This is a genomic window from Erythrobacter sp. 3-20A1M, assembly GCF_018636735.1.
Taxonomy (GTDB): Bacteria; Pseudomonadota; Alphaproteobacteria; order Sphingomonadales; family Sphingomonadaceae; genus Alteriqipengyuania.
Genome location: NZ_CP045200.1, coordinates 3,043,092 through 3,064,932 on the forward strand (window position 1 = coordinate 3,043,092; position 21,841 = coordinate 3,064,932).

Annotated in this window: 22 protein-coding genes, 1 tRNA gene and 1 pseudogene; 4 read left to right on the forward strand and 20 right to left on the reverse strand. The window is 64.5% G+C overall.

All coding sequences use genetic code 11. The features are described 5' to 3' along the window. The first annotated feature begins 97 nt into the window (after positions 1–97). Positions 98–661: an RNA chaperone Hfq gene (gene hfq / locus F7D01_RS14710; protein WP_215228182.1), complete on the forward strand. Its 564-nt coding sequence runs from the start codon at positions 98–100 to the stop codon at positions 659–661. Continuing rightward, entirely contained in the window at positions 648–2,003 is a 1,356-nt protein-coding gene (gene hflX / locus F7D01_RS14715) for a GTPase HflX (protein ID WP_215228183.1), read from the forward strand. The genes hfq and hflX overlap by 14 nt, the downstream gene beginning before the upstream one ends. Positions 2,004–2,030: 27 nt before the next feature. Here the strand turns inward: hflX and mazG are convergent, their stop codons facing one another. From mazG to F7D01_RS14765, 10 genes and pseudogenes are all read right to left on the reverse strand, one after another. Beyond that, on the reverse strand, positions 2,031–2,798 hold the full coding sequence (mazG, locus tag F7D01_RS14720) for a nucleoside triphosphate pyrophosphohydrolase (protein WP_215228184.1): 768 nt from the start codon (positions 2,796–2,798) through the stop codon (positions 2,031–2,033). A 134-nt stretch (positions 2,799–2,932) separates the two neighbouring features. Beyond that, positions 2,933–3,097, reverse strand: a complete 165-nt coding sequence (locus tag F7D01_RS14725; RefSeq protein WP_215228185.1) for a hypothetical protein — start codon at positions 3,095–3,097, stop codon at positions 2,933–2,935. Continuing rightward, a pseudogene (locus F7D01_RS14730) lies at positions 3,097–3,863 on the reverse strand (MBL fold metallo-hydrolase). Before F7D01_RS14730 ends, F7D01_RS14725 begins: the two are co-directional and overlap by 1 nt. Then, complete coding sequence (locus tag F7D01_RS14735; RefSeq protein WP_215228186.1) at positions 3,860–4,636, reverse strand: TatD family hydrolase; 777 nt, start codon at positions 4,634–4,636, stop codon at positions 3,860–3,862. Before F7D01_RS14735 ends, F7D01_RS14730 begins: the two are co-directional and overlap by 4 nt. Continuing rightward, positions 4,636–6,195, reverse strand: coding sequence for a methionine--tRNA ligase (gene metG / locus F7D01_RS14740; RefSeq protein WP_215228187.1), 1,560 nt, complete (start codon positions 6,193–6,195; stop codon positions 4,636–4,638). Before metG ends, F7D01_RS14735 begins: the two co-directional genes overlap by 1 nt. Then, the gene (locus tag F7D01_RS14745; protein WP_251566940.1) at positions 6,188–7,138 is read right to left on the reverse strand and encodes a DNA polymerase III subunit delta'; all 951 of its coding nucleotides are present in this window, start codon (positions 7,136–7,138) and stop codon (positions 6,188–6,190) included. Before F7D01_RS14745 ends, metG begins: the two co-directional genes overlap by 8 nt. Next, complete coding sequence (gene tmk, locus F7D01_RS14750) at positions 7,135–7,773, reverse strand: dTMP kinase (RefSeq protein ID WP_215228189.1); 639 nt, start codon at positions 7,771–7,773, stop codon at positions 7,135–7,137. Before tmk ends, F7D01_RS14745 begins: the two co-directional genes overlap by 4 nt. Beyond that, a complete protein-coding gene (locus tag F7D01_RS14755; protein ID WP_215228190.1) occupies positions 7,770–8,933 on the reverse strand; it encodes a D-alanyl-D-alanine carboxypeptidase family protein in 1,164 nt (387 codons plus the stop codon). Before F7D01_RS14755 ends, tmk begins: the two co-directional genes overlap by 4 nt. 32 nt (positions 8,934–8,965) lie before the next feature. Further along, positions 8,966–9,187, reverse strand: a complete 222-nt coding sequence (locus F7D01_RS14760; RefSeq protein ID WP_215228191.1) for an SPOR domain-containing protein — start codon at positions 9,185–9,187, stop codon at positions 8,966–8,968. 15 nt (positions 9,188–9,202) lie between these two features. Next, entirely contained in the window at positions 9,203–10,219 is a 1,017-nt protein-coding gene (locus F7D01_RS14765; protein WP_215228192.1) for a lytic transglycosylase domain-containing protein, read from the reverse strand. Positions 10,220–10,322: 103 nt separating this feature from the next. Between F7D01_RS14765 and F7D01_RS14770 the strand changes: the two genes are divergently transcribed. Next, positions 10,323–10,412 (forward strand) — tRNA-Ser (locus tag F7D01_RS14770). A gap of 7 nt (positions 10,413–10,419) precedes the next feature. On the opposite strand, the gene F7D01_RS14775 is transcribed toward F7D01_RS14770, so the two are convergent. The 5 genes from F7D01_RS14775 to F7D01_RS14795 all read right to left on the reverse strand — a co-directional run bounded on the left by F7D01_RS14775 (position 10,420) and on the right by F7D01_RS14795 (position 14,597). Beyond that, entirely contained in the window at positions 10,420–10,611 is a 192-nt protein-coding gene (locus F7D01_RS14775; RefSeq protein ID WP_215228193.1) for a hypothetical protein, read from the reverse strand. A 77-nt stretch (positions 10,612–10,688) separates the two neighbouring features. Further along, a complete protein-coding gene (gene lpdA, locus F7D01_RS14780) occupies positions 10,689–12,101 on the reverse strand; it encodes a dihydrolipoyl dehydrogenase (protein ID WP_215228194.1) in 1,413 nt (470 codons plus the stop codon). A 315-nt stretch (positions 12,102–12,416) separates the two neighbouring features. Beyond that, a complete protein-coding gene (locus F7D01_RS14785; protein ID WP_215228195.1) occupies positions 12,417–12,818 on the reverse strand; it encodes an acyl-CoA thioesterase in 402 nt (133 codons plus the stop codon). Next, positions 12,811–13,254, reverse strand: a complete 444-nt coding sequence (locus F7D01_RS14790) for a hypothetical protein (RefSeq protein ID WP_215228196.1) — start codon at positions 13,252–13,254, stop codon at positions 12,811–12,813. The genes F7D01_RS14785 and F7D01_RS14790 overlap by 8 nt, the downstream gene beginning before the upstream one ends. Next, positions 13,251–14,597, reverse strand: a complete 1,347-nt coding sequence (locus F7D01_RS14795) for a pyruvate dehydrogenase complex dihydrolipoamide acetyltransferase (protein WP_215228197.1) — start codon at positions 14,595–14,597, stop codon at positions 13,251–13,253. Before F7D01_RS14795 ends, F7D01_RS14790 begins: the two co-directional genes overlap by 4 nt. A gap of 123 nt (positions 14,598–14,720) precedes the next feature. Between F7D01_RS14795 and F7D01_RS14800 the strand changes: the two genes are divergently transcribed. After that, entirely contained in the window at positions 14,721–15,176 is a 456-nt protein-coding gene (locus F7D01_RS14800) for a universal stress protein (RefSeq protein WP_215228198.1), read from the forward strand. A gap of 15 nt (positions 15,177–15,191) precedes the next feature. Here the strand turns inward: F7D01_RS14800 and F7D01_RS14805 are convergent, their stop codons facing one another. Genes F7D01_RS14805 through phaR form a run of 5 tightly spaced genes read right to left on the reverse strand, consistent with a single transcriptional unit; the run spans position 15,192 to position 21,803 of the window. Beyond that, positions 15,192–15,707 (reverse strand): peroxiredoxin-like family protein, encoded by a 516-nt coding sequence (locus F7D01_RS14805; RefSeq protein ID WP_215228199.1) that lies wholly within the window; start codon positions 15,705–15,707, stop codon positions 15,192–15,194. Between the two features lie 53 nt (positions 15,708–15,760). Continuing rightward, positions 15,761–18,121, reverse strand: coding sequence for a ribonuclease R (rnr, locus tag F7D01_RS14810; RefSeq protein WP_215228200.1), 2,361 nt, complete (start codon positions 18,119–18,121; stop codon positions 15,761–15,763). A 24-nt stretch (positions 18,122–18,145) separates the two neighbouring features. Further along, positions 18,146–19,588, reverse strand: coding sequence for a M28 family peptidase (locus tag F7D01_RS14815; RefSeq protein WP_215228201.1), 1,443 nt, complete (start codon positions 19,586–19,588; stop codon positions 18,146–18,148). Positions 19,589–19,629: 41 nt separating this feature from the next. Then, positions 19,630–21,174 (reverse strand): aminoacyl--tRNA ligase-related protein, encoded by a 1,545-nt coding sequence (locus F7D01_RS14820; protein ID WP_215228202.1) that lies wholly within the window; start codon positions 21,172–21,174, stop codon positions 19,630–19,632. A 50-nt stretch (positions 21,175–21,224) separates the two neighbouring features. Beyond that, on the reverse strand, positions 21,225–21,803 hold the full coding sequence (phaR, locus tag F7D01_RS14825) for a polyhydroxyalkanoate synthesis repressor PhaR (RefSeq protein WP_215228203.1): 579 nt from the start codon (positions 21,801–21,803) through the stop codon (positions 21,225–21,227). Positions 21,804–21,841: the final 38 nt, after the last annotated feature.

Sequence of the window (21,841 nt, forward strand, 5' to 3'; positions counted from 1 at the left end):
TTTATCACCAGCGCCTTATTTTCCCGGTAGGTACCTGATCGGTAACCTTCCAGATCGCGGCCCGGCTTACGGGTCGCCCATAACAGGAGCCGAACAAGTGGCCGAAGGAAAGACCCTGACCGTCAAGCCGCGAGCGCCGAAGAAGGAGCCGCCCAAACCCGTGCCAGCGCCGGGCAACCTGCAGGATGCATTCCTCAATCTGCTGCGTCGTCAAAAGACGCCGGTCACTGTCTTTCTGGTCAAGGGCGTGAAGCTGCAGGGCATCGTCACCTGGTTCGACAATTTCTCGCTGCTCCTGCGTCGGGATGGCCAATCTCAGCTGGTCTACAAACACGCGATCAGCACCATCATGCCGGGCCAACCGATGGAGGCCGAACAGTTCGGGAGTAAGGACGGCAGCGCGAAGCAGCGCCTATTGCAGGACGTGTTCCTGAGCCGGGTGCGCGAGGCCGAGGTGCAAGTGACCATGTTCTTGGTGAATGGCGTCATGCTCCAGGGCCGGATCGCTGCCTATGACCTGTTCTGCACGCTTTTGGAGCGCGATGGCTACGTCCAGCTGGCATACAAGCATGCGGTGTCGACCATTCAGCCGGCCAGCCCGGTGGACTTGACCGAATGGGAAGGGGACGCCGACGACGGCAGCCCCGATGAAGAGGGCTGAGCCGCTGAACCTGGACGACGACCTGCTGGGAGAGGTGACCTCGGGCGCGCGAGCGTTAGTCGTGTGCCCCGATATTCGCGGAGCCGATTACGAACTGGGCGCGCAGGAGCGGCTGGAAGAGGCGTGCGGGCTCGCGCTCGCCATCGGCATCGAGATCGCCCATAGTTACGTGCTTCCGGTACGCGACGTCCGGCCGAACACGCTGTTTGGCGCCGGTCAGGTCGAACGGATCGGCACCGAGTGCGAGCAGCACGAAATCGAACTCGTCATTATCGATGGCGCGTTGAGCGCGATTCAGCAGCGCAATCTGGAAGACGCGCTCAAGCGCAAGGTGATCGACCGGACCGGCCTGATCCTGGAAATCTTCGGCGAACGGGCCGCGACGGCGGAGGGCCGCTTGCAGGTCGAGCTGGCGCACCTCGATTACCAGAGCAGTCGCCTCGTGCGCAGCTGGACCCACCTCGAGCGGCAGAGAGGTGGCTTCGGCTTCCTGGGCGGGCCGGGCGAAACGCAGATCGAGGCCGACCGGCGAATGATCCGCCAGCGCATGGCGCGATTGCGGCGGGATATCGAACAGGTTCGCAAGACCCGTTCCCTGCATCGCGATCGGCGAGAGCGGGCGCCGTGGCCTCTGGTCGCGATCGTCGGTTACACCAATGCCGGTAAATCGACGCTTTTCAACCGGCTGACCGGATCGGACGTTATGGCGGAAGATCTCCTGTTCGCCACGCTCGATCCGACCATGCGGGCGATCGAGCTGCCGGGGATGGAGAAGGTCATCCTGTCCGACACGGTGGGCTTCATTTCGGACCTGCCGACACAACTCGTCGCGGCATTTCGCGCTACGCTGGAAGAGGTCGTTGCTGCCGATGTCATCGTCCATGTGCGCGACATGGCCAATCCGGCAAACGCGGCGCAGAAGCAGCAGGTGCTCGATGTGCTCGCCGACCTCGGCGTCGGGGTGGGGGAGGGTGACGACGGGCACGAACCGACGCCGGTCGTCGAAGCGTGGAACAAGTGGGATTTGCTCGATCCGGAAACACGCGAGGAGCTCGGCCAGGCGGCCGCGAACGATCCGAACGTAGTGCCCATTTCCGCAGCCAGAGGAGAGGGCATAGACGACCTGCGCACGCGCATCGACGCGATACTGACAGCCGATGCGCGGTGCTACGAGCTGGCTTTGCCGGCGACCGATGGCAAGCGCCTGGCGTGGCTCCACCAGCACGGCCATGTCCTGTCGCAGGCGGAAGAGGAGGGCGGATTGGTAGCGCGATTGAGCGTCCGCCTGACGCCGCGGGAATACGGGCGGTTTCGGTCCCTCTCCGCTACCGACGCCGCGTGAACATGCGGCGGGGCCGCCTGCGTGCTATCACGAGGTGCGCTGGGCGGTTTTCTTGACGCGGTTCCAAAGCGCTTCCTGCTGGTCCAGATCGAGCTCGGCGAACGAACCGTCGGCCAGGTTTTCCATCACGCGATAGCGCCGCTCGAACTTCCTATTGGCGGCGCGCAATGCCTCTTCCGCCGGGACACCGTAGGCTCGGACAAGGTTGACCGCGGCAAACAGCAAATCGCCGGCTTCCTCCACCCGATCCTCGGCCGTCGCTGCTTCGGAGAGTTCGTCCATCTCCTCGAGGACCTTTGCGCGCGGGCCGTCGACATCCGGCCAGTCGAACCCGTCGCGAGCCGCGCGCTTTTGCAGCTTTTCCGCCCTGAGCAGCGCGGGCAACGCACCGGCGACCCCGTCCATCGAGCTGGTCGCGCCTTTGCTGTCGCGTTCTGTCGCCTTCAGCGTCTCCCAACGTTCATCGGTCATCGCGCCGTCGGAAGCGGTTCCGAAAATATGTGGATGGCGCGACTCCATCTTCTCGCAAATCGTCCGAGCGACATCTTCGAAGGAGAACACACCGGCTTCCTCGGCCATGCGAGCATGGAATACGACCTGGAAAAGCAGGTCGCCCAGTTCCTCGCGCAGATCGCCGAGCGCGTTGCGTTCGATCGCATCGGCGACTTCGTACGCTTCCTCGATCGTGTACGGTGCGATGGTCGCGAAAGTCTGCGCGCGATCCCAGTCGCATCCGGTCTCCGGATCGCGGAGCCTGGCCATGATTTCGAGCAGTCGTTCGATCGGGTTGGTCATGTGCGCTGCCTAATCGGTGAGGGAGCCGTACGCCAGCATGTCGGGGAACTCTCTCACCACCTCAAACCGAGAGTGATAATATATATTATGTTAAATAATATTGGTCCAGGGTGGGCGGGCGCCTGATTTGCCCTTCAGACAATCATCGAGATGACAATCGCGAGCCCTGTGAAAATCGCGGCCCAGACCAGCGCCAAGCGCAAACCGGAGCGCCAGTCGAGCCGAAAGGATGCGAACGCGCCAAGCGCCAGGATAAGCCAGCCAAGTAGCACCACGATCTGGAGCACTTCGTTGCCCATTATGCTTCCACCACCAGTCCATCGTGGCCGACGATAACACCCTTGGGAACTTCAGCCTGCAACGCTCTGTAATCCATCGATTTGTCCAAATGTGTCAGGACGAGTTTTCCAACCCGGCATCGCTTGGCCAAATTCAGCGCCATCGCGAGATGAGCATGCGTGGGATGCGGATCGCGCCGCAAACAATCGCACACAAGCACGTCCACCCCGCTAAATAGCGCAGTCATATCAGCTGTAATCTCGCTGAAGTCTGTGGCGTAACCGATTGTCTTTCCGTCTTTTTCGAAGCGAAAACCGGTGCTCTTCGCTGGACCGTGCGGCATACGGCACCAACCTATCCCGAAGCCTGCGAAGATTCTAAGTCGATCAAGCGTATCGAGCTCGACAATGGTCGGGTAACATATTCCCCAGCGAACACGTAGCTGAAGCGCGCGCGCAGCCGCCTGACCGTTTCTTCTGTTCCGTAGCCCGGAATCGGCCCTGAACGTCCGTAACGGAGCGACCGTAAATCATCGATCCCGTGGCAGTGGTCGGCATGGTCGTGGGTCCAGAATACGCCGTCGATCGAAGCGATGTCGTTGTCGAGCAGTTGGCGCCGAAGATCGGGCGAGGTGTCCACCAGGATCCGCTTGCCCTCGTCGCTCTCGACCATGATCGAGACGCGCATCCGATGATTCCGTGGCTCGTCCGGGTCGCAGGCACCCCAGTCGCCGTTGCTGCGGGGAACCCCGGTCGAGGTGCCCGAACCGAGCAGCGTGACCTTCACGCCTTCGCCCGAGTGAACAGACGGTGGAAATTGGCGGTGGTTGTTTCGGCCAGGCCGTCCAGCGGGACGCCCCGAAGCTCGGCGACAAATGTCGCGGTGTCCCGCACGAATGCCGGTTCGCAAGTTTTGCCTCGATTGGGTACGGGCGCGAGAAACGGGCTGTCGGTTTCGACCAGCAGCCGATCGGCGGGCACGCCCTTGGCCACTTCCTGCAAATCCTTGGCATTCTTGAATGTGACGATGCCGGACAGCGAGATCGTCAGCCCCAGATCGAGAACCTTTTGTCCGAACTCCGCCGATGCGGTGAAGCAATGGATCAGCGCAGGGAACGCGCCCTGCTCCATTTCTTGCGAGAGGATCGCGGCGGTATCTTCTTCAGCATCGCGCGTGTGGATGACGATGGGCAGGCCGGTCTCGCGCGCCACGCCGATGTGCATCCGGAACAGGGCCTGTTGCACTTGGCGGTCGGACTTGTCGTAATAATAGTCGAGCCCGGTTTCACCAATGCCGATGACGCGATCCTGCTGCGTCGCCGCCAGCAGCGCCTCGCGACCGAGATCCTCGTGCGCGTCTGCCTCGTGCGGGTGGATCCCAACGCTGGCCCATACATCCGGCTCGCGTTGCGCCGTACCGACCACCCGGTCCCATTCCGACTGGCGTGTGGAGATGTTCAGAAAGCCGTGGACCCCGGCCGCACGCGCGCGATCGAGCACCGCCGCCTGATCCTCGACCAGACCTTCGTATTCTAGGTGGCAATGGCTATCGATCAGCATCACGCCGCGTCCGTTTCCGGCAGTTCGAGGCGCGGGAAGATCGGCTCCGGCTTGGCGATGCGATGACCGCTGGCGACCAGAGCGCCGAACCACCCCTCGTTCGAGAGATCGGCGAAGCCGCGCCGCTCCGGTTCGCAGCCTACGGCATCGAGCACGGCCTTCGCCTTGTTCGGGATGACCGGCTGCACCGCCAGCGCGAGATCGCGGATCGCGATCAGCAGCGTCTGCAAGACGGCCTTCATCCGCTCGGGATCGGTCTTGCGCAGAGCCCATGGAGCCTGCTCGTCGACATACTGGTTGCAGGCGAAGACCGCGCGCATCCACTCTTCGAGCCCGGTCGAGAACGCCAGCCTCTCGAAAGCCTCCGGCAAAGCCTCACGACAGGCATCCTGCACCACGGTCAGCAGACTGCGATCGGCACCATCCGGAGAGAAATCCTCAAGAACACCATCCATGTTCTTGTGAATCATGGATAATGTGCGCTGTACGAGATTTCCGAAGCTGTTCGCCAGTTCTGCATTGGCGCGCGTCACGATCGCCTCCGGCGAATAGCTGCCGTCCTGACCGAACGCGACCTCCCGCAGCAGGAAATAGCGCAGCGTATCGACGCCGAAGCTGTCCGCAAGGGTCAGCGGATCGGTGACATTGCCGAGCGATTTCGATTCCTTCTGCCCGCGATTGAGCAGGAAGCCGTGGCCGAACACCTTCTTAGGGGTCGGCAGATCGGCGCTCATCAGGAAAGCCGGCCAGTAGATCGTATGAAAGCGAACGATGTCCTTCCCGATCAGGTGCAGGTCGGCGGGCCAGAACTTGCGCCACAATTCGGTATCGTCTGGGTAGCCGAGCCCTGTAATGTAATTCGTCAGCGCATCGACCCAGACATACATGACGTGGTCGTCGCTGCCCGGCACCTTCACGCCCCAGTCGAAGCTGGTGCGGCTGATCGAAAGATCGCGCAGGCCGCCTTCGACGAACGCGATCATCTCGTTCCGCCGGCTTTCCGGTTCGAGGAAACCGGGCGTGCGCAGCAGCGCCAGCAGCTTCTCCTGATAGCTCGACAGGCGGAAGAACCAGCTTTCCTCCACGGTCCACTCGACCGGCGTCCCTTGCGGGGAAAGACGCTCGCCCCCTTCCCCGTCGACCAGTTCCTTCTCGTCGTAGAACGCCTCGTCGCGGACCGAATACCAGCCCTCGTAGCGATCCAGGTAGAGGTCGCCCTTGGCTTCCATCGCGCGCCAGATCGCCTGGCTGGCGCGGTGGTGATCAGCATCGACTGTGCGGATGAAGCGATCGTAGGAGATGTCGAGCGCATCGCACATGCGGCGGAACCGGCCGGACATCTCGTCCGCCAGCTCGCGCGGAGTCTTGCCTTGCTCCTCCGCCTTGCGCGCCATCTTCAGCCCGTGTTCGTCGGTGCCGGTCTGGAACCGCACCTCGCGCCCGCGGAACCGCTGGAAACGCGCGATGACATCGGCCGCGATCGCCTCGTACGCATGGCCGATATGCGGCGGTCCGTTAGGATAGCTGATGGCGGTGGTGATATAGTAAGGATCAGACATCGGCCGTGCTCCTATGCCCGGCGGCCGATGCGAGCAACCCGCCGATTTCGGTCGACAGGAAGCCGGGGTCGAAATTGTAGGTCGGGGCCTGGGCCGCCAGGGCGACCATGGCGGCGTGCGCATCCGCCACGGCGGCGAGCGTCGGACCCTGCGCGCCGACGGCCTCGTCCCGCAAGACGTTGCGCGAGAGGTCGAATATCGCCTGCAGCCGCGTGCGGTCGGGCCGATTGCCGATCGCGTCCACCAGCCTGCCGCGCAGCGCGAAATCACGGTCGCCCTCGCGCACCAGGCAGCGCATCAGCTCCTCGACCGGAGCCAGCTCCTGCTCGATGAAAGTAAGCGCCGCGCCGGGGGAGCCGCCCGCACCGGCCGCCGCCGCCCGCCGCGCCGCTTCGTCGGATTGGGGCGCGGCTTCGGCCAGGAAAGCGAGTATGGCGTCTTCGCCGACCGGGGCGAAGCGCAGGATACGGCATCGCGACCTGATGGTGGGAAGGAGCCGCGCCGGGCGATGCGACACCAGCAGGAAAAACGTGCCCTGCGGCGGTTCCTCCAGGCTCTTGAGCAGGGCGTTCGCCGCGTTGCGCTCCAGATCGTCGGCGGGATCGATCACGATCGCGCGGCGCTCGCCCAGGGTCGGCCGGGTCGCCAGCCGCCGCTGCATCTCGCGGATCTGGGCGATGCGAATGCTGCGCGCGCGTTCGTAAGGCTTGCCGTCCGCGCGCTTGCGGTCTTCCTTGTCGTCCTTCGGCGGGTGGGTGAGCGTAAGGATGTCGGGATGCTGCGTGCCCTCTTCCGCGCCCACCAGCGACCGCGCGGCCGCGTTCGCAAAGGCTCGCTTCCCGAGCCCCTGCTTGCCCGCGAGTATCCAGGCATGATGCATCCGCGCGCCCGAACGGGCTGCGTTCCATTCGCGCCAGGCGGCTTCGTGGCCTGGCTGCGTCACCGGCTGCCCTCTGTCAGAGGCGCGACGACGGTCCATATCCGGTCGGCCACAGTCGCGGGGTCCGCTTCTGCGTCGATCTGCACGGTCGTGGTCGGCTCAATTTCCGCGATCTCGGCGAAGGACGAGGCGACGGCAGCATGGTAGGCGGCATCGCGCCCGCCGATGGCATCCGAACGCCCGCCGTCCCGCTGCGCCAGGCGCGTCGTCGCGCTGGCTGCTGAAACTTGCAGGAGTAGGGTGAGATCGGGCCGCAGCCCCTCGCTTCCGAAGCCGTGGAGACTGACTATCGCCGCGTCACCCAGGCCGCCGGCGCCGCCCTGATAGGCACGGCTCGAATCGATGAAGCGGTCGCATACGACCCATTTTCCCGCCGCCAGCGATGGGCGGATCAGCCGTTCGACATGGTCTGCCCGTGCGGCGGCGAACAGCAGCGCCTCGGCCCGCGCGCCCCACCCTTTCCCCGGTGGATCGAGGAGCAGCGTGCGAATGGCCTCCGCACCCGGCGTACCACCGGGCTCGCGGGTCATGACGACGGCGACGCCCGCATCCTGCAACCGATCGGCCAGCAGCCTCGCCTGCGTCGATTTACCCGACCCCTCTCCCCCTTCTAAGGCGATGAACCGTCCGGGCGTCATCGCAGGAAAGCGGTAAAGCCGTTCACGATGCGGCGCAGCGGACCGGCCCGCTCGACCGCCTCACCCGCGACCAGTGGAACGGTGGAGGGTTCGAGACCCGGTGCCGTCAGCTTGAGCCGGGCGACCTCCTCGCCCTTCGCGATCGGGGCCTCCAGCGGCCCGTCGTAGAGCAGTTCGACCTTTACCGGTCCGGTGTTGCCTTGAGGTACGGAGAGCCGCACCGGTCGCGGGGCGATGAGCGGCAGCTCGCTGGCCGAACCGTTCTGGACCCGTGCCATCGCGATCGGCTTGCCCGCCGGGAACAGGTTCTGATTGGCGAAGCGGGCGAAACCCCACTCCATCAGATCGCGCGCCGCGGCATTGCGCTGACGCCAGGTGTCGCTGGTCGCCACGACCAGCATCAGGCGGCGTCCGTCGCGCTCCGCCGTGCCCAGGAAGCCATAGCCCGCCTGGTTGGTGAAGCCGGTCTTGATCCCGTCCGCGCCCTCGACCTTGCCCAGGATCGGATCGTGATTGTCCTGCGCGATGCCGAAGGCCCGCATACCCGGCTTGCCAACATAGCGGCGAAACAGCGTCGGATAATCGTTCACCATCGCGCGGCCGAGGATCACCAGATCGTGCGCCGTCACGAAGGTCCCGCCTTGGTCCGGCCAGCCATTGGGCGTGTTGAAATGGCTATCGCGCATGCCCAGTCGACGCGCATTCGCATTCATCATCCGGGTCCACCCCGCGACGGAGCCCCCCGCCCCTTCCGCCAGAACGACAGCGCCGTCATTGGCCGAAACGGTCGTGATGCCCCTCAGCAGCAGATCGACGCTCGGGTTCGCTCCGCGCGGAAGGAACAGGCTGGAGCCCTTGCGATCCCATTCGGCGAACGCGGTATCGGTGTAGGGAAAATGTTGCGCCAGCGACAGCTTGCCCTGCTTCACCAGACGGAAGGCGGTGTAGACCGTCATCACCTTGGTGATGGAGGCTGGCATGAAGCGCAAGTCGGGGTTGCGCGAGAACAGGACCTGCCCGCTGCCCCCATCGACCAGCAGCGCTATCGGGGCATCATTTGCATCGGGAAGCGATGGCACGTCGTCCTTGGCGACCGCAGGTACGGTCAGGCAAAAAGCCGTTACGACCGAGACGATTGCTCTCTTCAGTTTCGAACTCACCCTAGCTCCCGCCCGCCGGCGGGGCCGGCGGTTCAACCTGCTGTAAACACGCGGGCGTCGCTATAGCCTGCCGCCCGCACCTTGGCGAGCGCCGCTTCGGCCTTTCCACGGGTTGCGTAGGGGCCGGTGCGGACGCGATGGATGCCCCTCGCTTGCTTCCACTTAGCCGTCAATCCGGTCGGCGATAGCGCGTCTTGCCACGTCACCCGCCGCTCGTGCAGGCGGCCATGAGCGCGGTTAGCAAACCACCTCACGCCGCATGCAGGACATTATCGGGCAATCTCATCTGCAAGCAATCCCACACTCATCGCGTAGTAATTCGAGCAGTTATATTCGAGGATAACCCGGTAATTCGAGGTCAAGAGCCAGGCCGGCGCACCCGCTCCGTCGGGCTGGAACAGCGAGGCGAGGACGTCGTCGCCCAGCGCGCGCTGCGGTTGCACGCCGAGATCGCGCCACTCGCGAACCGTCTTCCACTGGCTATGCCGCCCGTGCACCCGGTCGCAGACCGGCGCGTCGAGCTTCGTCGCATAGCGCGAGACGTCGAAACCGTCGGGCACATAGGCGCGCACGCCCCAGGGCTGGCCGGTCCGCCAGCCCGCATCGACGAAATAGCGCGCGACCGACGCCAGCGTGTCGGCACGGTTGTTGAAAATATCCGCGCGCCCATCGCCATCGCCGTCGGTCGCGAGGCGCAGATAGACGCTCGGCAGGAATTGCGGATTGCCGAACGCCCCGGCCCAGCTGCCGACGAGCTCGGAGCGCGGATAGCCCTTGTCCGCGATCTTCAGCACATCCACGAATTCGGTCGCGAACAGGTCGCGGCGACGCCCCTCCCAGGCAAGGGTCGCGAGCGAACGCGCGAGGTCGAAATCGCCCTTGTAGCCGCCGTAATTGGTCTCGTGTCCCCAGATCGCGAGGAGTATCTCGCCCGGCACGCCATAGCGACCCTCGACCTGCTGCTGGAGGCTGCGCGTCTGGCTCGACACCTCGCGCCCGCGCGAGATGCGTGCATTGTCGACATGCCGCGCGATATAAGGCGCAAGCGCCGGAAAGCCCGAACCGCGCGAGCTCCCAGGCTGGTCCTGGTCGAGCTCGATGACGCGTGGGTTCGCGGTCAGCCCTTCGGTCATTCGGCGAATGGTCGCCTCGCTCACCCCCTCGCCCCGCGCCCTCGCGATCAGCAGCTGGAGATAGGCGTCGAACGGCATGTCCTGCGCATGTGCCGGCACCGGAACCGACAGGGCGAAGACAAGGGCGGAAAAGATCAGACGCGACAGTGACATGGCCCCTACTCTCACATCATCCCTTAACAGCCAATGGCCCAATGCTAACGCCACGTGCCGGGGTGACATTCGCGAAACTTTTGCCTAGCGACCTCGCCAGCGCGGACAGGTGGCAGAGCGGTTGAATGCACCGGTCTTGAAAACCGGCAAGGGTGCAAGCCCTTCGTGGGTTCGAATCCCACCCTGTCCGCCAGCAATCCCTATTTCCGTTTCTTGTCCTTCTGCACCAGCGACTGGTCCTCGCGTTGCCCCTTCGGGTAATGCTCGGGCGTCGTGCTGCTCTGGTTCTCGAGCGCACGGTGCTTGTCGATCACTTCGCTCTCGTCGTTGTAATCGGGGGTGTCGGGCTCGCCGTCCTGGCCTTGCGGATCGTCGGTGATTTCATACTCCATCGGTTGGAACTCCTCTCGCGAACCCAACGGGCGGGACGCGAGGGAGTGCCAGTAAAAGCGACGAAGCGCGTAGCGCGTCAGATATGCAGCGCGCGCCCGTATGCAGCGAGGACGCTTTCGTGCATCGATTCCGAGATCGTCGGGTGCGGGAAGATCGTGCCCATCAGCTCGGCTTCCGTGGTCTCCAGCGTCTTGCCGACCACGAAGCCCTGGATCATCTCGGTCACTTCCGCACCGACCATATGCGCGCCCAGCAGCTCGCCGGTCTTTGCATCGAACACCGTCTTGGTGAAGCCTTCCGCCTCGCCCAGCGCGATCGCCTTGCCATTGCCGATGAAGGGGAAGGTGCCCGCTTTGACCTCGTAACCCGCTTCCTTCGCCTTTTCCTCAGTGAGGCCGACGCTGGCGATCTGCGGATGGCAATAGGTGCAGCCCGGGATGTTCGCCCGGTCGAGCGGGTGCGGATGAACGTCCTTGTTGCCCAGCTCCTGCGCGATCGCCTCCGCCGTGGTGACACCTTCATGGCTCGCCTTGTGCGCCAGCCACGGGCCGGGCGTGCAGTCGCCGATCGCCCACAACCCCTTGGACTTGGTGCGCCCGTAATCGTCGATCTGGATGAAGCCGCGCTCCATCTCGACCAGCTTTTCGGCCCCGATGTTCTCGGTATTCGGCACGATGCCGATGGCGACGATGCAGTGGGAGAACTCGGTTTCCGAAACCTTGCCGTCCTTCGCCTTGATCTTCGCCTTCACGCCGCTGCCCGAAACCTTGATCTCCTCCACGCCCGCGCCGGTCATGATCGTCATGCCCTGCTTGGTCAGGCTCTTTTCGAGGAAGGTCGAGACGTCCTTGTCCTCCACCGGGACGATGCGGTCGAGCATCTCGACCACGGTCACATCCGCGCCCATGTCGTTGTAGAAGCTCGCGAACTCGATTCCGATCGCACCGCTGCCGATCACCAGCAGCTTCTTGGGCATTTCGGGCGGCGTCATCGCGTGGCGATAGGTCCACACGCGCTTGCCGTCCGCCTTGGCGAAGGGCAGGTCGCGCGCCCGCGCGCCGGTGGCGACGATGATGTGCTTGGCGGTCAGCTTCTCCTCGCTCTTCTCGCCCTTGACGGTGAGAGAGGTCGGGCCGGTCAGCGTGCCCTCGCCCATGTGGACCGCGATCTTGTTCTTCTTCATCAGGTGCGTGACACCCTGGTTGAGCTGCTTGGCGACGCCGCGGCTGCGCTTCACCACAGCTTCCAGATCGGCCTCGATCTCGCCTGCGACCTTCAGGCCGTAATCCTTGGCGTGATCCATGTAGTGCTTGATCTCGGCCGAACGCAGCAGCGCCTTGGTCGGGATGCAGCCCCAGTTGAGACAGATCCCGCCAAGCAGTTCGCGTTCCACGATCGCGGTCTTCAGCCCCAGCTGCGCACAGCGGATCGCGGCGACATAGCCACCGGGTCCGGAGCCGAGAACGATGACGTCGTATTGGTCAGCCATGGGAGAGATTGCCTTCTTGAAGTCCTACAGGATGGAACACCTGGAACAGTGTCCTGGGTCGAGAAAAAGCACCGGTTCGCGGGGCTTTCGGAATACGGTTTGAGAGAAGAAGCGGGCTGCGAAGCATGCGTCGAATATGCCCCGCAATGGCGACTGTAGGACAGTCTATCACCCCACTCCGCTGGTCCTGAGCCTGTCGAAGGACCGTCCTTACTTCCGGTGCGGCACCCGAAGACAAGTGCGACCGTTGATGCTTCTCATCAGCTTCGCTTCCGACAAGCTTGGGGTGAGCGGAAGGGGGGATGGTGTAGGTACTCAATCGTTCGCCCCGTCCAGCGCCGCCGCGCCTGCCGCGCGCACCGGGCGAGGGGTGCCGTCGTCATGGGTCAGGACGAACACGAAGGTGCCTTTGCACACCAGCTTGGTCGCCTCGCCATGGCGCTCGCGCGCGATCCCCTCGGCGGCGATGGTGATGGAGGTGTTGCCCTCGCGCTCGACCTCGCAATAGACCGACAGCTCGTCGCCCAGCGCCATCGCGGCGGGAAAGCCGAAATCGGTGGCCGCGACGACATTTGCCCGGCCCTCGCCGATCCGGCTGGCAAGACTGCCCGCGCCAAGCGCCATCTGGCTCATCAACCACCCGCCGAACACCCCGCCATAGGGGTTCATGTCGGTCGGCATCGCGGTGACGCGGATGAGGGGGCTGGGGTCAGGCATATGAACGTCCTACTGCATCAAATCGCTCGGTTGTTCGCCACCAAATCAATGCAGCTGCAAAACCTGGGATCACGCCGATAGAAAAAGCCCAAGTGGCAACATCAGGCGTCAAGGTTATCGCGAACGATCCCAAAATTGCGAGGCTTACGCCACCACCGGTTACCATCCCGACGAGGGACCAGAATGCAACATGTTTGATACCACAGCTTCGAAGGAGCATCGCTATCGGCAATCCAACAAGAACACCGCCAAACGCTACAAAAGGAAGCATGACGACCGAGTAGGCTCCTACGATCGCAGCAAGTTCGATAATTTCACTCTGAGTTACGAACTGGTCCCGGCCTAGCATGCCGAACATGGCAAAAGAAAAAGCCGCAAGAATAGAAGCGACAGGGATCGCAATCAAAAATGCCCTTTTGTCGCGGTCGGAAGTCAAACCACCAGCCCCATCGGGTTCTCCACGAGGCTCTTGAACGCCTCCATCAGCTGCGCGCCGGTGGCGCCGTCGATGGCGCGGTGGTCGAAGCTGCCCGATGCGGTCATCACGGTGGCGACCGCCAGCGCGCCGTCGACCACATAGGGGCGCTGCTCGCCCGCGCCGACGGCCATGATCATTGCCTGCGGCGGATTGATTACCGCGTCGAACTGCTTGATCCCGAACATGCCGAGATTGGAGAGGCTGGCGGTGCCACCCTGGTATTCGTGCGGTTGCAGCTTCCCGTCGCGCGCCTTGCCCGCCAGCTCCTTCATCTGGGTGCTGATCTTCGCCAGCCCCTTGCTGTCCGCCTCGGTGATGATCGGGGTGATGAGACCGCTGGGCGCGGCGACCGCCACGGAAACATCCGCGCGGCTGTAGCGGTGGAGCGTGTCGCCCTGATAGCTGACATTGCAATCGGGCACGCGCATCAGCGCGCGGGCCAGCGCCTTGATCAGCAGGTCATTGACCGACAGCTTCACCCCGTCCGCTTCCAGCCCGGCATTGAGCTGCTTCCTGAGGTCCAGCAGCGGGTCGAGCCGGATGTCGATCGACAGGTAGTAGTGCGGGACCTGCTGCTTACTCTCGGTCAGGCGGCGGGCGATGACCTTGCGCACGTTGGAAAGCTTCTCTTCCTCGTAAGGTGCGCCGTACTCGCTCTCGGCCGGAGTCTTCGCCGGGGTGCGCGGCTGCTCCATCTCGCCGGTGCCGTCGGATTTCGTCGCGGCTTTCGCTGGCTTCGCTTCGCCTTTCTTGGCACCTTCGAGGTCCGCTTTCACGATCCGGCCATTGGGACCGGAGCCGGTCACCTCGGCGAGGTCGATGCCCTCCTGCTCCGCGATCCGCTTCGCGAGCGGGGAGGCGATGATGCGGTCGCTGTCCACCTTCGGCGCGGGGGCCGATTGCGGCAGTTCCTGCGTCTTTGCGGAGGCGGGCTTCGCATCCTTCGCGTCCTTCGCGGTGGTGCGGTCGGCGGGTGCCTGACGGTCGCCCTTCCCCTCGTCGTCGCTATCCTCGCTCTCGCCGGACGGCGCGGCGTTCGCCGCTTCCTCCACGTCTTCGCCCTCGCCTGCGAGCATCGCAATCACGGTGCCGACGGCCACGCCCTCGGTCCCCTCGTCCACTTCAATGCTGGCAATAGTGCCTTCGTCGACCGCCTCGAACTCCATGGTCGCCTTGTCGGTCTCGATCTCGGCCATGATGTCCCCGGCCTCGACCTTGTCGCCCACGCCGACGAGCCACTTGGCGAGCGTCCCCTCCTCCATGGTGGGGGACAGGGCGGGCATCTTGATCGGTGTGGGCATCGGGTCTCCTCTGGCGCTACGGCGGCGCGGATTTGCCGAACGGCTTAGGCGAAATAGGCGAAGCGCGGCAAGGTCCTTGCCACGCATACGTTTTCAGCCGATATCCGTGCCCGGGAGACGGACTTGCGGACATTCCTTGTCATCATCGACGAGACCGAAGAGGCGCGAAAGGCACTGCGCTATGCCAGCAGGCGCGCCGAGGCGACGCACGGTACGGTGCAGATCCTTGCGCTGGTCGAGCCACAGAGCTTCAACGCGTTCGGCGGCGTGCAGGCCACGATCGAGAAGGAGGCGCGCGACCGGGCGGAGGCGATCGCCACTAGCGCGGCGGGCAATCTCTTTTCCGAAAGCGGTCGCATGCCCGCGATCAGCGTGGAGGTGGGCGACGGCAATACGGTGGTGCGCGGCTATCTCGAGACGCACCCAGAAGTCACCATGCTGGTGCTGAGCGCCGCGGCCGAAGGCGCGCCGGGGCCGCTGGTCTCGCATTTCTCGCAGATCGTCGGCGCGCTGTCGTGTCCGGTGGTGTTCCTGCCCGGCCGTCTCAGCTTCGAGGAAATCGACCGCCTTTCGGAGTAGTGCCACCACGCGATGTCAGGTGGCGGTTCCCCGCGGCGGATAGTCCTCCTCGGCAATGAAATCGAGGTTTTCCAGCAGATCGTCGAGGTCGGGCCGCGTGAAGGGCGCACTTTGCACCTGCGCCATGTACAGTGTGCCATCGGGGCGGATCAGGAACAGGCCGGGTTCGGAAAACCGATCCGGCTCTTCGCTGCCTTCACGCTTCTCGGAGATATAGAGGCCCCAGTTTCGGGCATCCTCCTCGCTCAGATCGTAGACGAGCGGCAGATCGCCGGTGTCCCATTCGTCGTCGACCTTCATCGCCCGTTCCTTGCTATCCATGGAGATGGCGAAAACGTTCAGGCCGCGTCTGGTGAACCGGTCGAGCTCGCCGCCGAGTTCCTCCAGATAGTTCTCGCATATCGGGCAGTGACTGCCGCGGTAGAACACGAGCATGGTGAAGGCGTCGGGCGACTGTTTCGAGAGTTCGAACTGCGCCTCGATCGTAAGCGGCAGCTGGATGTCGGGGGTCTTCTCGCCGGGGATGAGCATGGTCGGTGTCTCCTTTTATTCACCAACCGGCCCCGGGTGCGTCCCGTTCCGCCCTACTTCTTCTTGCGCCCCTGGTGCCGGATATTGCCGGGGCGACCGCGCTTGCCCTGCGCGTGCTTTGGCGGGCCCTTGCCATCCCTCCTGCCCGTCCCTTTGCCTTTGGGCGGACCACCCTTCTTGCGAGCGGGTGGGCGATCGCCGCGCGGTTCGATCTTGCCGCCATCGCTGTCGGGCACGTCGAATTTGAGAGCGCCGGTCAGCGGGTTCGATTCGGCGAGCTTCAGCCGCAGCCGCTGCCCCACCTCGTAGCGCGTGCCGGTGTCCGAGCCGATCAGCGCCTGCGCGGCCTCGTCGTAATGGAAATATTCGCGACCTAACGTGGAGACCGGCACCAGCCCGTCCCCACCGAATCCCAGGATGGTGGCGAAGAACCCGAAGCCCTGCACGCCCGTGATGCGCGTGTCGAATTCCTGGCCGACCTTCTCGGCGAGATAGGCGGCAACGTAGCGGTCGATGGTATCGCGCTCCGCCTCCATCGCGCGGCGCTCCGCCTGGCTGATCGCGTCGGTGATCTCGTTCAGCTTGGTACGGTCGCGCTCCGACAGCCCGCTGGTATCGGGCAGCGAGCCCGGCGGCGCCGGTTGCTCCAGCCCGTAGGCATCGACCAGCGCGCGGTGGACCAGCAGGTCGGCATAGCGGCGGATCGGCGAGGTGAAATGCGCGTAGCTGCCGAGCGACAGGCCGAAATGGCCCGCGTTCTGCGGCCCGTAATAGGCCTGCGTCTGGCTGCGCAGCACCGCCTCCATCAACAGCGCCTTCTCCGCCTCGTCCGTCACGTCCTTCAGGAAGCGGTTGAACAGCGTCGGCGTGATGACCTGGCCCAGCGCCAGCTTCTTGTCCTGCGTGGCGAGAAAATCGCGCAGTGCGATCAGCTTCTCGCGGCTCGGCGGTTCGTGGATGCGATAGACCACGGGAGCGGTCTTCGCTTCCAGCGCCTTGGCCGCCGCGACATTGGCCGCGATCATGAAATCCTCCACCACCCGGTGGGCATCGAGCCGCTCGCGCACCGCGATCTCGGCGATCTTGCCCTTGTCGTCGAGCACCACGCGGCGCTCCGGCAGGTCCAGATCGAGCGGATCGCGGGCCTCGCGGGCCGCGAACAGCGCCTTCCACGCCGCCCACAGGTTCTTGAGCTCGTCCGACGCCGAGCCGTCGTCGATCGCGGCCTGCGCATCTTCGTAGGCGATATTGTGCGCGAGCCGCACGATCGCGCGGGTGAAGCGCCACTTGGTTATCTTGCCTTCCGGCGAGATATGCAGGTGGCACGCCATCGCCGCACGGTCCTGATCCGCCTTCAACGAACAGACGTCGGCGCTCAGCACTTCGGGCAGCATCGGTACCACGCGGTCCGGGAAATAGACCGAATTGCCGCGCTTCCTCGCCTCACGGTCGATCTGGCCGCCGGGCCGCACGTAATAGCTGACATCGGCGATGGCGACGATGGCGTTGAAGCCGCCATTGCCGTCGGGCTCCGCCCAGATGGCATCGTCGTGGTCGCGCGCGTCGGCGGGGTCGATCGCGACGATCGGCACGTTGCGCAGGTCCTCGCGCTTGTCCGCGTGCAGCGGCAGTTTGGCTGCGCGCTCGGCCTCCTCCAGCACCTCTTCGGAGAAAACATGGCGGATGCCGTGCTTGGCGATCGCGATCAGGCTGAAGCTTTTCGGCTCGAGCGGATCGCCCACCACTTCGGTGACATTTACCCCCGCGCGTGCTCCGCGCCCGGCGGGTTCGGCCAGGACCAGCTGACCTTCCTCCGCCCCGCCGATGTCGCGGATGGGGGAGGCATTGCGCACCTTCTTGTCGATCGGTGCAAGCCACGCTTTCCCGCTGCCGTCGATCTCGACCACACCCATCATTCCTTCGGTTCGGGCGGGCAGCTTCTTCATCGGGTGGGCGCGCCAGCCGCGATCGGTTTCTTCGTTGCGCGCAAGGATGCGGTCGCCGCGCTTGAGGGCGGGCATACCCTTGGTTTTCTTCTGGCCCTTGCCGCGACCGCCCCTGTCTTCGACCACCAGCAGGCGCGGCGGTTTGGAGCCGTCGTCCGGGTTCCAGTTCTCGGGCTCGGCGAAGATATCGCCATCGTCGATCTCGACGACCTTGAGCACCGTCACTTTCGGAACACCGCCCATGCGATGATAGGCGGTCTTCTTGCCGTCGATCAGGCCTTCCTCGGCCATGTCCTTGAGGCGCTTCTTGAGCGCGATCTTCTCCTGTCCCTTCAGACCGAAGGCCTTCGCGATCTCGCGCTTGCCGGCCGGGGTATCGGAGGTCTGGATGAATTCGAGTATCTGCTCGCGCGTCGGCAGGCCCTGGGGCTTGCCGTGCGAGTGCTTTGCGTTTTTCTGTTGTGTCATTCGCCCACCAATATGGGGATCGCCCTACTCGCTGTCACCCTCCCCTTGCGCGAGCGGTGCGAAAGCGCCGCCGGGAACCGCGCTGGCGACCGGGCTGCACGCGCCGTCGGCGGAGCAGGACGAGACGCCGAAGAACCAGTCGTCGCCGCGGATATGCGCCAGCGTGGTCGAAATCTCGGTACGAGAGACAACTGCTCCATTGCGTTGTCCGCGTGGTTCGCGAACGGATACGACAACCCCTTCGTTGGCCTGCCTCACCGCATCGGGCACGTCGATGGTATCGAACGGCTCACTCGGCCAGTAGGGTTGATCCGTCCGTCGCCGATAGAGGCGATAGGAATGCGCGCCGACAACCGGCTTCCAGCTGATTTCGGTATCGGTGCTCACCGCTGCTTTCGCGACCGGGGCGGGTGGCATCGGAGCCTGGGCCAGCTCCGCCAGCGTACGCACGTTCAGCTGTGTGACCTTGGCGAGGTAGGGGAAGTCCATCTTGTCGATGGTGTCGCCGTATTCGACTCCGTCTTCGGTCCTCAGGTCCTGATGCTGCTGGTCGTAGTTCTCGACCGCAACGGAGAAGCGGATTGCGGGATAACCTTTATCCAGAAACGGAAGCTGGTCGCCACCCCGCCCCATCCGGTCCGTCCGCCATATCTGACGAACCGCCAGCTCGCCCTCGCTCTTCTCCGCGATGTCATCGACGAAGCGCGACAGATTGCGGCTCGGGCTGTCGTTCTCGCCGCCGTCGCGCGCTTGCGCGGACAGCGCCCGGTCGGTCACATCGGCGCGGGTCCCTTCGGAAAAGACGCGGACGTGCCCGGCATCGCAGAACCCGTCCGAACCGCAGCTGTTGCCTACGATGTCGTTGTTCAGCACCGCCTTGACTGTCCACCCCTGCTGCTGCGCGTAATCCGCCAGCAACTGCCCCCCGTAGAGCCCCTGCTCCTCGCCCGAGAGCAGCGCGTAGACGATCGTGGTCGGATATCGGTGTTTGGACAGGACCCGCGCTGCCTCTATCGCCAGGGCGGTGCCGCTGCCGTCGTCGTTCGCGCCCGGCGCGTCCGCCGTCGCGTTCATCACGTCGCTGACGCGGCTGTCGATATGGCCCTGCACGATCACCACTTCATTCGGCCGCTCGGTCCCGCGCTGGATGGCCACCACATCGCGCAACCGCACCGGATCGGGAATGCGCCCGCCCTGCACCTGCGTTTCGGGCAGCACGACCTCGAGACAGCCGCCGCAGCCTTTCGAGATCGATCGAAATTCGTCCGCGCCCCAATCGACCGCCGCGCCGATGCCGCGCTTCGGATCGGTCTGGCTGGAAAGCGTATGCCGCGTGCCGAACGACACCAGCTTCTCCACCGTCTCCTTCAGGCGTTCGGCGGACACGGCGCTCGCCGGATCGTCCTGCGCGGCGAGAGGTGTCGCGAGTAGAGCGATAGCGGCGGATGCGAGCAGGGGCTTTTTCATGCGCGGCACTGTCGCCGCGAATGCTCGCGATTACAACTGCGTCAATACGCCTTCGCGACGTAGATCCGCTCCACTGCCGGATCGCCGGTGAAGATGCAGGAGCCGTCGGCGGCCGGACCGTCCATCGGGACGTTGCGGATCGTCAGCTTCAGCTCTTTGAGCTGTTCGACCACCTTGTCCAGCGCCGCACCGGTCGGCTTCGACCATTGCACCTCGACCCAACCGGGGAACTGCGCATCGCCCGAATAGAAGGCGCGCAGGCCATCCATATCGGCGATGTCGCGCACGATATTGGCATCGCGCCGCTCCGCCGCCTCGGTGAACAGCGCATGCTGGATATCACCCAGCAAGCCGCCGATCGTCTGGCCGGCGGCCTCGCGCGTCGGCGTCTGGAAGGCAGGCTTGCCGGTTTCGGCATTCCACAGCGCGTCGCGGCGCAGCAGGCTGACGACGCCGTTTTCCATGTCGCGGCCGCCGACCTCGATGATCACCGGCGCGCCCTTGCGCACCCAGTCCCAGCGCTTGGCCGCGGCCTTGCCCGGCTTGGTGTCGAGCAGCACGCGCACCGGCTCGCCCAGCGCGTGCTGCCCGGCGATCGCAACGCGCAGCCCCTCGCAATAGTCGAGCAGTTCCGCATCCTCCGGCTTGTCGCGCAGCATCGGCAGGATCACGACCTGCCACGGCGCGATGCGCGGCGGTACGCGCAGCCCGTCGTCGTCGCCATGGGTCATGATGACACCGCCGATCATGCGGGTGGAGACACCCCAGCTGGTCGTGTGGCAGAACTGCTGCGAACCCTCGCGGTCCTGGAACTGGATGCCGCTCGCCTTCGCGAAATTGGTGCCGAGATAATGGCTGGTACCGGCCTGCAGCGCCTTGCCGTCCTGCATCATCGCCTCGATCGACCAAGTCTCGACCGCGCCGGGAAAGCGCTCGTTCTCCGGCTTCTCGCCAGCGATCACCGGCAGCGCGAGATCTTCCTCGGCACAGGCGCGATAGACCTCCAGCATGGTCATGGTGTGCGCCTTCGCCTGCTCGGCAGTTTCATGCGCGGTATGCCCTTCCTGCCACAGGAATTCGCTGGTGCGCAGGAACATGCGGGTGCGCATCTCCCAGCGCATGACGTTGGCCCATTGGTTGGTCAGCAGCGGCAGGTCGCGCCAGCTCTGGATCCAGCGCGCCATGGCATCGCCAATGATCGTTTCGGAGGTCGGCCGGATCACCAGCGGCTCTTCCAGCTTCGCCTCGGGATCGGGGATCAGCCCGCCCTTGCCATCGGCGATCAGGCGGTGATGCGTGACGACCGCCATTTCCTTGGCGAAGCCTTCGACATGCTCCGCCTCGCGCTCGAAATTGGCGAGCGGGATCAGCAGCGGGAAATAACAGTTCTCGTGCCCCTTCGCCTTGATCCGGTCGTCGAGCAGGCGCTGGATGCGTTCCCACATGCCGTAGCCCCACGGCTTGATCACCATGCAGCCACGCACGCCCGATTCCTCGGCCAACTGCGCTTCGGCAACGACCGCCTGGTACCATTGCGCGAAGTCGTCCGCGCGCTTGATCGAGAGGGCGTGGCGTATTTCGGGCACGGGCAGATCCTGATGTTCGGTGGCGCTGGGCGGAAGGGCGCCCCCTCGCGCTATTTGCCCAGTTCGTCCAGTCGCTTTTGCATCGCCGCCATCTGCGCGCGCATTTCAGCAAGATCGTCACCCTTCGCAGCGGGCGCTTCGTCGGTGGTGGCAGGTGCGGGCTTATCCTTCCGGCCCCCACCCATGAACGCCTCGGTCGCAGCGCGCATCATCTCCATGTTGTTCTCTGCGATCCTGGCGAAGGGATGATCCTTCCAGCCCGACTCCATCGCCTTTTGCCATTCGGGCCGGTGGGTGGAGAAGTTCTCCATTGCGGCTTCCAGAAAGTGTGGCATCACCGGCTGCATCGAATGACCGTAGAGCGAGATGATCTGGCGCAGGAAGCTAATCGGCAGCATTTCCGCGCCGTTCGTTTCTGCCTCCATGATGATCTGCGTCATGATCGTGCGGGTGAGATCGTCGCCGGTCTTCGCGTCGATCACCTTGAACTCCACGCCTTCGCGGGTCATCCGGGCGAGATCGTCGAGCGTGATGTAGCTCGACGAGGCAGTGTTGTAGAGCCGCCGGTTGGCGTATTTCTTGATAACGACCGTTTCGTCGCTATCGGTCTTGGTATTCTTGCTAGCCATCGCGAGCTCCGGGTTTTGTGCAGTTTTGCTGCAGCTTA

Excerpts from the sequence above, each read along its gene's own strand:
- F7D01_RS14735 (WP_215228186.1), bottom strand. The coding sequence starts at position 4,636 with ATGCTGATCGATAGCCATTGCCACCTAGAATACGAAGGTCTGGTCGAG.
- metG (WP_215228187.1), bottom strand. The coding sequence starts at position 6,195 with ATGTCTGATCCTTACTATATCACCACCGCCATCAGCTATCCTAACGGA.
- tmk (WP_215228189.1), bottom strand. The coding sequence starts at position 7,773 with ATGACGCCCGGACGGTTCATCGCCTTAGAAGGGGGAGAGGGGTCGGGT.
- rnr (WP_215228200.1), bottom strand. The coding sequence starts at position 18,121 with ATGACACAACAGAAAAACGCAAAGCACTCGCACGGCAAGCCCCAGGGC.
- F7D01_RS14765 (WP_215228192.1), bottom strand. The coding sequence starts at position 10,219 with ATGTCACTGTCGCGTCTGATCTTTTCCGCCCTTGTCTTCGCCCTGTCG.
- F7D01_RS14785 (WP_215228195.1), bottom strand. The coding sequence starts at position 12,818 with ATGCCTGACCCCAGCCCCCTCATCCGCGTCACCGCGATGCCGACCGAC.
- F7D01_RS14725 (WP_215228185.1), bottom strand. The coding sequence starts at position 3,097 with ATGGGCAACGAAGTGCTCCAGATCGTGGTGCTACTTGGCTGGCTTATC.
- hflX (WP_215228183.1), top strand. The coding sequence starts at position 648 with ATGAAGAGGGCTGAGCCGCTGAACCTGGACGACGACCTGCTGGGAGAG.
- F7D01_RS14805 (WP_215228199.1), bottom strand. The coding sequence starts at position 15,707 with ATGCTCATCCCCGGCGAGAAGACCCCCGACATCCAGCTGCCGCTTACG.
- phaR (WP_215228203.1), bottom strand. The coding sequence starts at position 21,803 with ATGGCTAGCAAGAATACCAAGACCGATAGCGACGAAACGGTCGTTATC.
- lpdA (WP_215228194.1), bottom strand. The coding sequence starts at position 12,101 with ATGGCTGACCAATACGACGTCATCGTTCTCGGCTCCGGACCCGGTGGC.
- F7D01_RS14775 (WP_215228193.1), bottom strand. The coding sequence starts at position 10,611 with ATGGAGTATGAAATCACCGACGATCCGCAAGGCCAGGACGGCGAGCCC.
- mazG (WP_215228184.1), bottom strand. The coding sequence starts at position 2,798 with ATGACCAACCCGATCGAACGACTGCTCGAAATCATGGCCAGGCTCCGC.
- F7D01_RS14815 (WP_215228201.1), bottom strand. The coding sequence starts at position 19,588 with ATGAAAAAGCCCCTGCTCGCATCCGCCGCTATCGCTCTACTCGCGACA.
- F7D01_RS14795 (WP_215228197.1), bottom strand. The coding sequence starts at position 14,597 with ATGCCCACACCGATCAAGATGCCCGCCCTGTCCCCCACCATGGAGGAG.